The following is a 14097-nucleotide window of genomic DNA, read 5'->3' as shown; positions in this document are numbered from 1 at the left end:
AGCGAACGGGTTGGTGAGAGTCGGCGAACTCAACCCACCGCCGCCAGTAACCCATCGAACAGCCGCCGCCCGTCCGTGCCGCCATGCGCCGCCTCGATGCGCCGCTCGGGGTGCGGCATCATGCCGAGGACATTGCCGGCTTCGTTCAGGATGCCGGCGATGCCGCGGGCCGATCCGTTGACGTCTTCGGCATAGCGGAACGCGACGCGGCCTTCGCCTTCCAGCCGGTCGAGCGTCGCGGCGTCGGCGAAGTAATTGCCGTCGTGGTGGGCGACGGGGATCGAGATCGTCTCGCCAGCCTGGTAGCCGTTCGTGAACCGGCTGTCGGCGGTCGCGACCGTCAGCGGCACGTCGCGGCACACGAAATCTAGGCCCGCGTTACGCATCAGCGCGCCGGGCAGCAGCCCCGCCTCGGTCAGCACCTGGAACCCGTTGCAGACGCCCAGCACCGGCACGCCGCGCCCCGCCTGCTCGACGACGGCGCGCATGATCGGCGACCGTGCCGAGATCGCGCCGCAGCGCAGGTAATCGCCGTAGGAAAAGCCGCCGGGCAGCGCGATCAGGCCCAGCCCATCGGGCAACTCGCTGTCGCCGTGCCACACCATCGTCGGCGCGGTGCCGGTGACGTCGCGGATCGCCACCGCCAGATCGCGGTCGCAGTTCGATCCGGGAAAGACGACGACCGCGGCCTTCATGGCTGGCGCTCGACGCGGTAGTTTTCGATGACGGTGTTGGCGAGCAGCTTGCGGCACATCTCGTCGACCGCGGCGTCGCTGGTGTCGTCGGCGACGTCCAGTTCGAAGATCCTGCCGGCCCGCACCCCGGCGACTCCGCCGAAGCCGAGGCCTGCCAGCGCATGTTCGATCGCCTTGCCCTGCGGATCGAGCACGCCCGGCTTCAACGTCACGACGATGCGGAGCTTCATATCGGGGGCCTTTGCGACGTTCGGGTCAGTCGCGCGGGCCTATGGCCGCTGACGTCGCGGCGGGCAAGGCTGGAGGGCGTCAGAAGTAGCGGGCGAGCCCGAAGCGCATGCGGACGCGGTCGGTCGCGTAATAGTCGATGTTCGACGCGTTGCGCGCATAGCTGAGCGTCAGCTGGGGCGAGAAGCCGAGCACGCGCAGCTTGCGATAGCCGAGCGTCGCGCGTGCGCTGTACCGCCAGTCGCGGCGCCGATCGAGCGAGAAGAAGGTGACCGGCGCGTCGTAGCTTGCATGGCTGACGGTCGCGGTGACGCCGAAGTTGACGCCGTAGGGCAGCTCGCCGCCCAGGCCCGCCGTCGCGCCGAATTCGCTGCTCGAATAGGCGGCGGCGTTCAGCCAGTCGCGCCGTGCGAAGCCGCCGAGCGAGGCGACGAGGATCCGTGCGACTGCCTTTTCGCCGGTGACGTACAGCCCGGCCTGCCAGCCCGAATATTGATCGTCGAACGCGGCGTCGGTGTGGCGCGCGTCGAACTGGATGCCGAGCCGCTTGCTCGGGGAGAACATCAGCTGCGTGCCGCCGCGCGCGCCGAACTGGCGGCTGGCGACGCGTCCGCCGAACCAACGCTGCGCCGCGACACCCTCCAGCGAGACGCTGGCCTTTTCCGACAGGCGCTGCTCGGCGCCGGCTGTGCCCTGCACCAGATAGTCGTCGAACATCCCGCCGGCATATTCGGTGCCGTTGGCGTCGAGCCCAAGCAGCGCGGAGGTGTTCGGCGCGACCGGCAGGCGCAGTCCGGCGGACACGGCGGCATTGACGCCGGTCCCCGACTTCGCCCGCGCATTGCCGTCGAGCGCGACGGGAAGCGTCGTATCGCCGAAATTGACGTTGATACGGTCGGCGGCTGTCGCGTTGTTGATGTTGCTGTCGGGCGCGATGCCGAGGTCCACGTCCAGCCGCCATGCGCGTTTCGACCGGATCACCTGCCGCGCGCCGCGAATCGCCGCGGCGATGTCCGGCGGCAGCTCACCCGACTGCTCGGCCAGGCGGAACTGGCGGTCGGCGCTGCCCATCTGCCCGAGCCCGAGCATCGCCCGGGCCAGCTCCAGCCGGACGCGGGTCTGGTTGGGGTCGTCGCTCAGGATAGCCTTGAACGTCGTCGCGGCGCGCGCATAGTCGCCCCGTTCGGACGCCGAATAGCCTTCGAGGAAGCGGCTCTGGAGCTTCATGCCTGGCGCCTGCGAGAGGGCGGCGATCAGGGGCGCCGCTTCGTCGAAACGCCGCTCGCGCACCAGTGCCTCGGCCTGCGCGAGCAACTGCTCCGGGGTCAGGCGGACCTGGCATGTGCCGAGGCTGCATTTGGCCCGGTGCTGCGCGGCGGCGGGCGTCGCGACCGACACGCCGAGCAGCAGCGCCGCGACGACGAATCGACGCATGACGTGTGTCCCCTACCGAACCGCGCGGACTGACTTATGGCTGCTTCGCCCCGGTGAACGCGCCGAGAATGTCGACGCGCTGGCCCGGCACACCGCCGACGATGCGCAGATTGCCGCCGACGTTGACCGCATTCGGCCCGAAGAAGGTGCCGTCGATCGAACTCGCGCCGGCAACGCTGGTCCCTTGCGCGACGCTGGTGGTGTTCACCGTGGTCGTCGTGCCGCCGTTCACGAAGCGGGCATAGTTCGCTGCCCCGCTCGCGTCGGTGCCGCCGAAGCTGCCGGTGAAGCCGCCGGTTCCGGTCAGGTTGATCGTGCCCGAACCCTTCGCCTCGAATGTCGCACCGCCCGGAATGGTCAGCTGGTTGAGCGGCACGTCCTGCCCGCCGTAGGTGGCGGTCTGGACTGTGCCCGTCAGCAGCATGCTCATCGTCTGACGGCTGAAATCGAGCGTGATCGAGCTGGAGCCCGTGATCCACTGGAAATAATTCGGCATGCGGTTGTTCGAATCGATCGTCGTGTTGACGACCATCGAGGCGAGCAGCCCGCCGGTATAGGTGCCCGTGCCGGTGATCGGAATCTGCGAGCGCACCGTATCCTGGCCGAACACCAGCGCCCCGCGCTGGAAGTTCGAGGTCGTGCCCGCCTTGAAGACGACGGGATCGCTCGTACGGTCGAAGGCATTGCGGACGTAGCCTGCCAGCGACACGTATTTGGTCTGCGAACCGGGACGCTGATAGAAGAAGGTGACGCTGTCGGCGCGGCCCAGATCGCCGGATGCGGCGTCGCGCGGTCGTGCGGAGGGACCGACGACTTCGAGATAGTTGAAGTCGCTCAGGATCGGAACGCCCCAGACCGACCCGGCGACCACGCCGATTTCGGTGCGGTGGCCGGGATCCTGAAAGCGCATCGTGCCGGTCGACATGCCGGCCTTCGAATCGCTGAACGCAACGGTGAAGATGCCGTCGCGCGGGTCGTAGCTGACCGTGCCGCTCGGCGCGCGGACGGTTGCGGCGTTGCCCTGGTACAGCACCGGGCCGCTGACCGCGTAGTTGCCGGTTTCGGTCACGTCGAGCGACTGGAAGCTGCCGATCGCGTTGAAGGTCGTCGCGGTCGACACGTCGAGCAGGTTGGCCGGGCCCGACGTGGGTGTGGGGGTCGGTGAACCGGTGCCGCCGCTCACGCCGCCGCCAGTGCCGCCCGACGTGCCGCCGGCGGGCGGCGCGATGCTGCCGATCGATTGGGGTCCGCTTGCGCCGCCGCAAGCGGTCAGTGCCAGGAGCGGCAAGGCCGCGATCACGCTACGCATTATCCGTCATTCCCCCTGATAGGTCGGGGGAAATCTATGCCGGGAAGGTTAACAGGCCGCTAAAGCCCCGCCGAAAATCGCTGCGTCGCGAACGGTTTACTTGCCACGACGCTTGCGATGGCTTTCGAGGTCGAGGACCGCGGAATCGGCGCCTTCGGGGAGCAGGCCCAGGCGACGGGCGACTTCCTGATACGCCTCGACCTCGCCGCCCAGATCGCGGCGGAAACGGTCCTTGTCGAGCTTCTCGCCCGACGTCATGTCCCACAGGCGGCATCCGTCCGGGCTGATCTCATCGGCCAGGATGATCCGGCCATAGTCGTTGTCCCAGATCCGCCCGAATTCCAGCTTGAAATCGACCAGCCGGATGCCGATGCCGGCGAACAGCCCGCTGAGGAAATCGTTCACGCGGATCGCCATGTCGGCCATGTCGTGCAGCTCGTCCTGTGCCGCCCAGCCGAAGCACAACACATGTTCCTCGGAGATCATCGGATCGCCGAGCGCATCGTCCTTGTAGTAATATTCGATGATCGTGCGGGGCAGCTGCGTGCCTTCCTCGATCCCCAGCCGCGTGCTGATCGATCCCGCCGCGACATTACGCACGACGACCTCGATCGGCACGATCTCGACCTGGCGGATCAACTGTTCGCGCATGTTCAGCCGGCGGATGAAGTGCGTCGGGATGCCGATGTGGCCGAGCAGGGTGAAGATGTGCTCGGAAATCCGGTTGTTGAGCACGCCCTTGCCGCTGATCGTGCCCTTCTTCTGGGCGTTAAACGCGGTCGCATCGTCCTTGAAATACTGGATCAGCGTGCCGGGCTCCGGCCCCTCGTACAGGATCTTGGCCTTGCCCTCATAGATCTGGCGGCGGCGAGCCATCGGCAACTTCCCCAAAAAGCGAGCGCCCCGGCGGCGCGGATAGGCGTGCCGGGGCGGATGGCCGGGCCTATATCGGAGGTGGGCAGGGGGTGCAATCAATCGGCGAGGGGCACCGGTGTCCCACGGCGACGCGCCATCAGCGGCACGCCGAATCGGCGCCACAGCAGGAACACCAGCGCCAGCAGCAGCAGCGGCGGGCCGAACGCGGCCAGCGCGCCCAGCGCGATCGCGAGCGTCCACTGGATCGATACCAGCGCGGTGTCTGCCGCCTGAAGGAACGGCGACCGCGCGTCGAACCCGCGGATGGCGGTGCCCGACCGGTAGTCGAACGTCATCGGCGTGCTGGCCAGCGACGCGCGTTGCTCCGCAGTCGAGGCCGCGACGCCGCGTGTCTGTTCGTCCACCGTGCCGCGCTGGCGCAGCATTTCGGCGCGCACGTCCGCGGACAGATCCTTGCGGGCAAGCTCGCGGTCCAGCCGGGTACGATCCGCCACCACGCGCGCGCGCTCGCCCGCCAGCCGCTCGATCTCGCCGCCGGCATCGGTGCCGGTGATCTCGGCATTGGTCAGCATGCCGTCCGCCGCCTCGATCGCGACGATGCCCTGCCGCCCGAATGCGCGCGCCAGCGTCGGGTCGAGCTTGAACGCCAGCATTGCGTCGATGCGGTCGTCGCCGGTCAGGGTGTAGCGCATGCCGGTGATCCGGCACCGCGCGATGCCGAGGCTTTCGCAGGCCTTGGCGTGGACCTCCTGCGCCGCCGCGATGCGTGCGGCGGGCAGGCGGAAGGCATAGCGATAGTTGAAGGCGACGCCGGGTGCGGCGGTGACATTGATGCCGGGCGCGGCGACATCCGCGGTCGTTACCCGCTCGCTCTCGCCACTGTCCGAGGAAGGTGGGGCGCTGCAACCCGCCAGCGCCAGAATGCACAGCCCGGCCGTCACATACCGCATTGCCCGCTCTCCCTCGTTCGTTGGATATACTATCTAACGCGGGGGATATTGCGTCAAGCTGTGGTTATTTGTCGGCGAACCCCTCGCGAATGATCCGCTTCGTCTCCGCCCAAGCGGCACTCTCCGGCGCGACGAGTTCGACATGACCGGTCGCCGGCACGGTGTGCAGTGCCGCGGTGTCGCCGGCGCGGGTGGCGGCGGCGGCGTAGGCAGTCGCCATGCGGAACGGGATGATCTTGTCCTCTCGCCCGTTGACGAGATCCTGCCGCACGCCGATCGGCAGCAGGCGCGGGACGGAGGTGTCGGTATAGGGATCGGAGCGACCGGTTCCGACGAGCTTCGCCACGACTTCGGTGCCGCAGCCGTTGTCCGGGCTGGCCGCGGTGGCCTCCAGGTCGGGCAGGCCGCCCAGGCTGATGACGCGGGCAAGGCGGATGGGCTTGCCGCCGGCGAGCGGGCTGTCCTTGGGCAGCTTGCGCCGCGCCGCCAGCCACAGGGCGAGGTGCCCGCCTGCGCTATGCCCGACCGCGACGACACGGCGGGTGTCTAGGTGATAGCGCCGCGCGTTGCGGGTCAGCAGGTCGGCGGCCTGCGCGGTGTCGGCAAAGGTGCCCGGATAGCCCCCGCCGGCGCGATCGATCCCGCGATAGTCGATGTTCCACACCGCGATACCCTCGCTGCGCAGGTCGGCGGCGATCCAGTTCATCAGGCTGCGATCGGCGATCGACGTCTGCCAGCAGCCGCCGTGCACCATCAGCACCACCGGGTGCGGCCCCTTGCCGGCGGGCAGCCACACGTCGACCTTCTGCATCTGGTCGGGCCCGTAGCTCAGTGTCGCGTCGGCGCTTGGCTGCGGGCGCTTGGTCAGGTCGGGCCAGGTGAGCAGGTCGCCGGTCATGACCGGGGCGATAGCGAGAAGTGCGGCGATGCGGAACATGGCCGCGGTGGTAGCAGGCGGGGCGGGCGAGCGTCACCCCGCCCCGCGGGGGTTACGCGTGCGAGCGCGGTTCGTGCTTCCACGGCGCGTCGAACTGGCGCGCGGTCAGCCGGCCCAGCCCGTGCGCGATCACGTGGATCAGCTTGTTGATCGACGCGGTGGAGCGATCATGCGAATCGGCCCAGTCTCGGGTCAGGAAATCATCGCGCATCGTCCGTCCTCCTTCATGAGCAGTTGGTTGGCGTGCTCCGAAATATGCGCGCCACCTGCGACGCGCGCCAACAAATCGTTCGACTCGATCGACAAGCCAGGCTTATTATTTGCCGATGCGTCACATTCCCCCGCTCGCCGCCGTCCGGGTGTTCGAGGCTGCCGCCCGGCACGAGAATTTCACGACCGCCGCCGTCGAACTCGGCATGACCCAGGCCGCGGTCAGCTATCAGGTGAAGCTGCTGGAGGAGCGGCTTGGCGTGCCGCTGTTCCGGCGCGAGCGGCGGCGGGTGGTGCTGACCGACGCCGGTCGCCGCGCCAGCGCGCAGGTGACGCGGGCGTTCGACGCACTCGACAGCGCGTTCGCGGCGATCCGGACGGAGGATGCCGGTCTGCTGACGATCTCGACCTCGAATACCTTTGCCAACACCTGGCTGGCGTGGCGGCTTGGCGGGTTCCAGATGGCGCAGCCGGAGGTGGCGGTGCGGCTGCTGACCAGCGACGCGCTCGTCGATTTCGCCTCCGACGACGTCGATGTCGCGATCCGCGCCGGGCGGGGCGGGTGGGAGGGGCTGCATCAGGAGCAATTGCTGCCAATCGACTTCACCCCGATGTGCAGCCCCGATTTCCTCAGCCGGCACGGCGGCGCGATCACGCTCGACGATCTCGCGCACCTGCCGCTGATCTCGCCGCACGATCCGTGGTGGCCGCACTGGCTGGCGGAGGCAGGCGTCGCGGTGCCGCCCGGTCCCCCGCGCGGCGGCATCCGCCTCGATTCGCAGGCGCATGAGGGGCACGCCGCAATGGCCGGGCAGGGGGTGGCGATGCTCACCCCCTATTTCTGGCGCAACGACCTGGCCGAGGGTCGGCTGGTGCAGCTGTTCGACCAGCTGTCGACCCGCGGTTACGGCTATTGGCTGGTCTATCCCGAGCACCGCCGCACGGTGGCGAAGATCCGCCGCTTCCGCGACTGGCTGATCGCCGAGCTGGCGAAGGACAGCTTTCCGGCGACCGTCGTGGTGCGCTAATCCTCCCCGGCACGGGGAGGATTACATCCGATGCGTCTGGCGGGTTTCCCCCCGGCTTGCTAACCCCCGCTCCCTATGGCTTCGCAACCGCTCGAACCGATCATCGACGCTCCCTTCGACAGCGCCCTGTCGGAGCGGTATCTCGTCTATGCGCTGTCGACGATCACCGCGCGGTCGCTGCCCGATGTGCGCGACGGGTTGAAGCCGGTCCACCGCCGCCTGCTGTGGGCGATGCGCTTGCTGAAGCTCGATCCCGCCGCCGGCTACAAGAAGTGCGCGCGCGTCGTCGGCGACGTCATCGGCAAATACCACCCGCACGGCGACCAGTCGGTGTACGACGCGATGGTCCGCCTCGCGCAGACGTTTTCGCTGCGCTATCCGCTGGTCGACGGGCAGGGCAATTTCGGCAACATCGACGGCGATAACGCGGCGGCCTACCGCTATACCGAGGCCCGGCTGACCCAGGTCGCGATCGACCTGATGGACGGGCTCGATGAAAATGCGACCGATTTCAAGCCGACCTACAACGGCGAGGAGGACGAGCCCGAGCTGTTTCCGGGCCTGTTCCCGAACCTGCTCGCCAACGGTGCCGCCGGCATCGCGGTGGGCATGGCGACCAGCATTCCGCCGCACAACGCCGCGGAGCTGATCGATGCCGCGATCGCGCTGATCGACAACCCGCAGGCCAACGTCCTCGACCATGTCCGCGGCCCCGATTTCCCGACCGGCGGCATCGTCGTCGATACGCCCGCCGCCATCGCCGAAAGCTATGCGACCGGACGCGGCAGCTTCCGCGTCCGCGCGCGCATTGCCGTCGAGCGCGAAAAGGGCGGCGGCTGGCACCTGGTCGTCAGCGAAATTCCCTACGGCGTGCAGAAGGGCAAGCTGATCGAGGGCATCGCCGCGCTCATCAACGACAAGAAGCTGCCGATCCTGGGCGACGTTCGCGACGAATCGGACGAGGCGATCCGCATCGTGCTCGAACCCCGCGCGCGCACCGTCGATCCGACGATGCTGATCGACAGCCTGTACCGCTGGTCCGACCTCGAAACGCGCGTGCCGCTGAACCTCAACGTCCTCGACAAGACGCGCACGCCGCGGGTGATGAGCCTGGCCGAGGCTCTGTCCGCCTGGGTCGAGCACGGCTTCGTCGTGTTGCGCCGCCGCAGCGAGCACCGCCTCTCGAAAATCGCCGACCGGCTGGAACTGCTCGGCGGCTATCTGATCGCCTACCTCAACCTCGACCGGGTGATCGAGATCATCCGCGGCGAGGATGAGCCGAAGCCGGTGATGGTCGCCGAATTCGCGCTGACCGATCGTCAGGCGGAAGCGATCCTGAACATGCGGCTGCGGTCGCTCCGGCGGCTCGAGGAAATGGAAATCGTGCGCGAGCGCGACAAGCTGGAGAAGGAGCAGGGCGAGCTGCAACTGCTGCTGTCCTCCGACGCGCGCCAGCGCACGCGCATGAAGCGCGACCTCGGCCGCATCCGCGACCGCTACGGCCCCGAAACGGCACTCGGCGCGCGCCGCACGACCGTCGAGGAAGCGGCACCCGCGCGCGAGATCCCGCTGGAGGCGATGATCGAGCGCGAGCCGATCACCGTCATCCTGTCGCAACGCGGCTGGATCCGCGCGATGAAGGGGCATGTCGAGCTGTCGTCGGCGGAGACGCTGAAGTTCAAGGAGGGCGACGGCCCGCTGTTCGCGTTCCATGCCCAGACCACCGACAAGCTGCTGCTCGCGGTCGACAGTGGGCGGTTCTACACGCTGGCCGCCGACAAGCTGCCGGGCGGGCGTGGCTTCGGCGAGCCGGTGCGGCTGATGATCGACCTGGAGGCGGACGCGGCGATCGTCGCGCTGACCCGCGCCGCGGCTGCCGAAAAGCTGCTGGTGGTGGCGAGCGACGGACGCGGCTTCATCGTGCGTGCTGCCGACACGATCGCCGAGACGCGCAAGGGCAAGACCGTGATGACCCCGCGCTCCGGCGCGAAACTGAAGCTCGTCCGCGCGATCGGTGCGGAGGACGATTACGTCGCCGCGATCGGCGACAACCGCAAACTGCTGGTGTTCCCGCTGACCGAACTGGTCGAGCTGTCGCGCGGGCAGGGGGTGCAGCTGCAGCGGTTCCGCGACGGCGGGCTCTCCGACGCGATCACCTTCCGCTACGCCGCCGGCATCAGCTGGGCGATGGGCGGGGAGGCGGGGCGGACCCGGACGGAAAGCGACATGGCCGCGTGGCGGGCCGCGCGCGGTGCGGCGGGGCGGATGCCGCCCACCGGCTTCCCGCGCGACAACCGCTTCTGAAGGCTTCGGAATCGCGTACCGCTTAGGGGCGGGTTAACCAGTGCCGCGCTAGCCATGCCGGCAATGCTCTTCCGCAAGCCCCGTGCATCGGCCCCCCTCGAGGTGCCGGCCGCTCCACCGCCCGCCTCGGCGAGCGTGGAAGAGGCGTTCGCGTCGCCGCGGCCCAACGACAGCGCATCCTATATCGACCTCTTCCCGATCCCCGTCGCGGTCGTCCGTCGCACCGCTGCGGGCATCGAGATCGACGTGGTCAACCAGGCGTTCCGCCGCGCCGGGCTGGGCAGCGCCACCGACAGCTCGCCGGTGGTGCGCCTGCTCGGCGAGCGGATCGCGCAGCATTGCGACAGTGGCGCGCTGCGCGAGGAATTCGTCTGGCAATTCGGCGAAACGATCGACGCGCGTTACTTCCGCGTCGTCATCGCCCGGCGCAAGAATGCGCCGCCCGACCGCCACATCGTCAGCCTGATCGACGAAACCGGCGCCCAGCGCACCGAAACTAGCCTGCGTCGCGAAATGCTGACCGACAGCCTGACCGGCCTGCCCAACCGCGGCGGCTTCGGCGACCAGATCGACGGCACGATCACGCGCGACAACGCCGGCGCGCATGCGGTGATGATCGTCAACATGGACCGGTTCAGCCGCGTCAACGCCTGCATGGGCAGCCTGGCCGGCGACGAGCTGCTGATCTCGGTCGCGCGCCGGATCAAGGGGGCATTGCGCGGGCGCGACACGCTGGCCCGGATCGGTGGCGACGAATTCGGTGTGCTGCTGGCGACGGACGAGGGGGCCGCCGACGCGCTGCACGTCGCCAAGCGCATCCAGGCGGCACTCGCCACGCCGTTCCGCCTGTCGGACTTCGAAATCCGGGTCGATTGCTCGATCGGCATCGCGCTTGGCGACGAGGAGATCGTCGAGCCCGAGGATCTGATCCGCCACGCCCAGTTCGCGGTGAAGCGCGCGAAGAAGACCGGCAAGGCCGAGGTCTATAACCAGTCGACCTTCGACATCGTGCGCACCCAGTTCGGCATCGAGACGCGGTTGCGCCGCGCGATCGACAATGGCGAGATGCGGCTGACGTTCCAGCCGATCTGCGACCTGGCGAGCGGGCGGATCGTGTCGTTCGAATCGCTGGCCCGCTGGTCGCACGAGGGGCGCGAGATTTCGCCGACCGACTTCATCCCGGTGGCCGAGGAATGCGGGCTGATCGTGCCGCTGGGGCGCTGGGCGATGGACGCGGCGGCGCGGACGATCGCCAACTGGGACGTGCGCGCCGGGGGCTATTGCGGCGCGAACCTCGCGGTCAACCTGTCCGCCATCCAGTTCCAGCGCGACCAGATCGCACCGATGGTCCGCCACGCGATCGAGGCGCACGGCGTCGCCGGCCAGCGACTGACGCTGGAGCTGACCGAAAGCGCGATCGTCACCGATCCCGACCGCATCGCCGCCACGCTCCATGCGCTGAAATCGCTCGGGACGACGATCGCGATGGACGATTTCGGCACCGGCTATTCGAACCTCGCCTACCTTCAGAAACTCCCCATCGACGTGCTGAAGATCGACCGCAGCTTCGTGTCCGGCATGCTCGCCGACCGTGACAAGGTGGCGATCGTGCGCGCGGTGCTCAGCCTGGCGCAGGCACTCGGCATGCGGACGACGGCGGAGGGGATCGAAACCAACGAACTTGCCCAGACGCTCGCCGCGCTCGGCTGCACCTACGGCCAGGGCTATCTCTACGCGCGTCCGCTCGAGTGCGACGACGCCTATGCGTTCCTGACCGCGCACAGCGCCTGATCGACCTCGTCCGCGACGATCGCTTCGATATCGTCGGGGAAGTTCGCCGCGATCCAGCGATCCTCGATCCGGCGCAGCGTCCGCGCGACGTCCGGCCCCTTGCTCAGCCCCCGCGCGACCAGCGCGCCGCCGGTGATCGGCAGGGTGGGGCGCTCCCACATCGCCGCATCGCGCACGTCGGCGATCGGGCGGTCCGACAGCAGCAGCCGGTCGACCGCGCCCTGCGTGCCAGAGCGATAGGCAATCGCCCGCGTGGCCTCATCACCCGCAGGCTGAGCGGCGAGCGCCACGCGCTTCTTTTCCAGGTTCGACAGTTTGAGACGCGCAGCGACGGTGTCGACGTCCGTTGCCGCCAGCAGCGACACCAGTCGCCGGAACGGGTCGGGCGTCACCCCCGCCTCGTCCTCGCGCGACGCCAGCGCCGCGAGCCGCTCCACGTCCGTAATCTCCGGGATCACCGGCGTCAGGATACCGCGCGCCAGCATCAGCCGCAGCACTGCGACTGCGTTCCTTGCCACCAGCAGTTTCAGCAGCTCGTCGCGGATGCGCTCGCGGGACAGCGCCATCAGGTCGTTCGCGCGCGTCGTGCAGGCTTCCAGCCCCGCCGCGTCTGCTGTGTCCCCGAACCGCGCCAGGAAGCGGAAGAACCGCAGGATGCGCAAGTGATCCTCGGCGATGCGTTGCAGGGGATCGCCGATGAAACGCACCCGCCGCGCGTCGAGATCGGCGAGGCCGTCGAAATAATCGAACACCTCGCCCGTCACCGGATCGGCATACAGCGCGTTCATCGCGAAATCGCGGCGCGCGGCATCCTCGCGCCAGTCGTCGGTGAACGCGACCGTCGCGTGCCGCCCGTCGGTGGCGACGTCGCGGCGCAGCGTCGTGACCTCGACAGGGCCGCTTTCGATGACCGCGGTGATCGTACCGTGGGCAAGCCCGGTCGGCACCGCCTTGATCCGCGCGGCACGCAGCCGGTCGAGCACGTCCTCCGGAGGGTGGCGCGTGGCGATGTCGAGGTCGGTCACATCGACCCCGATCAGCGTGTCGCGCACTGCCCCGCCGACGAAACGCGCGTCGTCGGACCCAAGCGCCGCGACCAGCGCATCAAGGCCGGCGCGGTGCCGCCACGCGGCGTCGGGCAGCGTCACCATGCCAGCCGCCGCGACAGGTTGACGATCATCGCCGCGGTCGCGCCCCAGATGCGGCGGTCCTGCCATTCGATCTGGTAATAGTGCCGCTCCTTGCCCTTCCACATGCCGACCGCGCGGGTGTGGCGGGCGGGATCGAGGATCACTGACAGCGGGACTTCGAACACGTCGGCAACCTCGTCCTCGGCGGGGATCAGCGGCAGGTCGGGGGCGATGACGCCCAGCACCGGCGTCACCCGGTATCCGGTGCCGGTGCGATAGCTGTCGACCGCGCCGATCACGGTGACGGCGGCGGGATCGAGCGCGATTTCCTCCTGCGCCTCGCGCAGCGCCGCGGCGATCGCGTCATGGTCGTCGGGGTCGATCCGCCCGCCGGGAAAGGCCACTTGCCCCGGATGCTTGCGCAGATTGGCGTTGCGCTCGGTCAGCAGCACGCCGGGTTCGGCACGATCGGTGATCGCGACCAGCACCGCGGCTTCGGCGGGGGCGGGTGCGCCCTCCAGCTCGAACGGCGTCATGTCGCCTTCCAGCAGCTCGGGCGTCCCGCGTCGGCCATGTTCCAGCGCGGCGGTCAGCCGCTCGACCAACGTCATGCCGGCTCCAGCGCGAAGAACATGCCGTCGCTCGACACACCGGGCGGAGAGGCGTCGCCGGCGATGGCGAGGTTGGCGAGCTCGTAATAGACCGCGCGCGACACCAGCGCCTCCAGCCCGCCGCGGATGTGGATGTAGGGCCGCGGACCGTCCTCACCGCTCTCGAAGCGCAAGGGGTGGTCGGGGCCTGCGATCACCAGGTCGCCGAGGTTCGTCTGAAAGGCGATGCGCCCGCCCTCCGCCTTCATCGCGGTGGCGACGAAGGGCGCGTCCTCGACCGCGATGTCGAGCTTTTCCGCCGGATTGACCAGCACATAGCCGCCGTCCGCCTCTCGCCTCAGGATCGTCGCGAACTTGCGCACCATCGCCTGCCGTCCGATCGGCGATCCCTGATGGAACCACGTCCCGTCGCGCGCGATCCGCATCTCGCTGTCGCCGCAATGGCTGGGGTGCCACTGTTCCACCGGCGCCGGCGTCGCCGCGGCGATCAGCGCGGCGATCTCGTCCATCGACAGCGCGGCGATATCGGGGGGCGGGGGCATCGGCATGGCGACGCCCTTACCGCGGGGGGTGTGGCGATGGGAAGCTCCTCCG

The 14097-nt window shown here is 68.9% G+C and carries 14 protein-coding genes; 3 read left to right on the top strand and 11 right to left on the bottom strand.

All coding sequences use genetic code 11. The features are described 5' to 3' along the window. Positions 1-29: 29 nt before the first annotated feature. The 8 genes from purQ to M9980_RS06655 all read right to left on the bottom strand — a co-directional run bounded on the left by purQ (position 30) and on the right by M9980_RS06655 (position 6640). Entirely contained in the window at positions 30-695 is a 666-nt protein-coding gene (purQ, locus tag M9980_RS06690; RefSeq protein ID WP_250754640.1) for a phosphoribosylformylglycinamidine synthase subunit PurQ, read from the bottom strand. Further along, positions 692-925 carry a phosphoribosylformylglycinamidine synthase subunit PurS gene (gene purS / locus M9980_RS06685; RefSeq protein ID WP_250754638.1) on the bottom strand — a complete coding sequence of 78 codons (234 nt, stop codon included), beginning with the start codon at positions 923-925 and terminating at the stop codon, positions 692-694. Before purS ends, purQ begins: the two co-directional genes overlap by 4 nt. A gap of 79 nt (positions 926-1004) precedes the next feature. After that, complete coding sequence (locus tag M9980_RS06680) at positions 1005-2357, bottom strand: surface lipoprotein assembly modifier (protein ID WP_250754636.1); 1353 nt, start codon at positions 2355-2357, stop codon at positions 1005-1007. A 34-nt stretch (positions 2358-2391) separates the two neighbouring features. Then, positions 2392-3666, bottom strand: coding sequence for a hypothetical protein (locus M9980_RS06675; protein ID WP_250754634.1), 1275 nt, complete (start codon positions 3664-3666; stop codon positions 2392-2394). Between the two features lie 96 nt (positions 3667-3762). Beyond that, on the bottom strand, positions 3763-4542 hold the full coding sequence (purC, locus tag M9980_RS06670) for a phosphoribosylaminoimidazolesuccinocarboxamide synthase (RefSeq protein WP_250754632.1): 780 nt from the start codon (positions 4540-4542) through the stop codon (positions 3763-3765). A gap of 95 nt (positions 4543-4637) precedes the next feature. Next, positions 4638-5492 (bottom strand): hypothetical protein, encoded by an 855-nt coding sequence (locus tag M9980_RS06665; protein ID WP_250754630.1) that lies wholly within the window; start codon positions 5490-5492, stop codon positions 4638-4640. A 64-nt stretch (positions 5493-5556) separates the two neighbouring features. Beyond that, positions 5557-6429 (bottom strand): alpha/beta hydrolase, encoded by an 873-nt coding sequence (locus tag M9980_RS06660; RefSeq protein ID WP_250754628.1) that lies wholly within the window; start codon positions 6427-6429, stop codon positions 5557-5559. Positions 6430-6481: 52 nt separating this feature from the next. Further along, positions 6482-6640 carry a hypothetical protein gene (locus M9980_RS06655; protein ID WP_250754626.1) on the bottom strand — a complete coding sequence of 53 codons (159 nt, stop codon included), beginning with the start codon at positions 6638-6640 and terminating at the stop codon, positions 6482-6484. A 115-nt stretch (positions 6641-6755) separates the two neighbouring features. Here M9980_RS06655 and gcvA point away from each other — a divergent pair, with 115 nt between their 5' ends. The 3 genes from gcvA (at position 6756) to M9980_RS06640 (ending at position 11762) form a co-directional block, all read left to right on the top strand. Further along, positions 6756-7667, top strand: a complete 912-nt coding sequence (gene gcvA, locus M9980_RS06650; protein ID WP_250754624.1) for a transcriptional regulator GcvA — start codon at positions 6756-6758, stop codon at positions 7665-7667. Between the two features lie 75 nt (positions 7668-7742). Beyond that, positions 7743-9971, top strand: a complete 2229-nt coding sequence (gene parC, locus M9980_RS06645; RefSeq protein WP_250754622.1) for a DNA topoisomerase IV subunit A — start codon at positions 7743-7745, stop codon at positions 9969-9971. 63 nt (positions 9972-10034) lie between these two features. Further along, on the top strand, positions 10035-11762 hold the full coding sequence (locus tag M9980_RS06640) for a putative bifunctional diguanylate cyclase/phosphodiesterase (RefSeq protein ID WP_422921396.1): 1728 nt from the start codon (positions 10035-10037) through the stop codon (positions 11760-11762). Here the strand turns inward: M9980_RS06640 and M9980_RS06635 are convergent. From M9980_RS06635 to M9980_RS06625, 3 genes are read right to left on the bottom strand one after another with little or no spacing between them, the layout of a single operon-like run. Further along, the gene (locus M9980_RS06635; protein WP_250754805.1) at positions 11732-12913 is read right to left on the bottom strand and encodes a CCA tRNA nucleotidyltransferase; all 1182 of its coding nucleotides are present in this window, start codon (positions 12911-12913) and stop codon (positions 11732-11734) included. The two genes, M9980_RS06640 and M9980_RS06635, sit on opposite strands and share 31 nt — an antisense overlap. After that, positions 12907-13503 (bottom strand): CoA pyrophosphatase, encoded by a 597-nt coding sequence (locus tag M9980_RS06630; protein WP_250754618.1) that lies wholly within the window; start codon positions 13501-13503, stop codon positions 12907-12909. The genes M9980_RS06635 and M9980_RS06630 overlap by 7 nt, the downstream gene beginning before the upstream one ends. Continuing rightward, positions 13500-14051 (bottom strand): DUF1285 domain-containing protein, encoded by a 552-nt coding sequence (locus M9980_RS06625; RefSeq protein ID WP_250754617.1) that lies wholly within the window; start codon positions 14049-14051, stop codon positions 13500-13502. The genes M9980_RS06630 and M9980_RS06625 overlap by 4 nt, the downstream gene beginning before the upstream one ends. Positions 14052-14097: the final 46 nt, after the last annotated feature.

It is taken from the genome of Sphingomonas donggukensis, from assembly GCF_023674425.1.
In the GTDB taxonomy this organism is placed as follows: domain Bacteria; phylum Pseudomonadota; class Alphaproteobacteria; order Sphingomonadales; family Sphingomonadaceae; genus Sphingomonas; species Sphingomonas donggukensis.
This window is presented reverse-complemented; position numbering and strand designations above follow the sequence as displayed.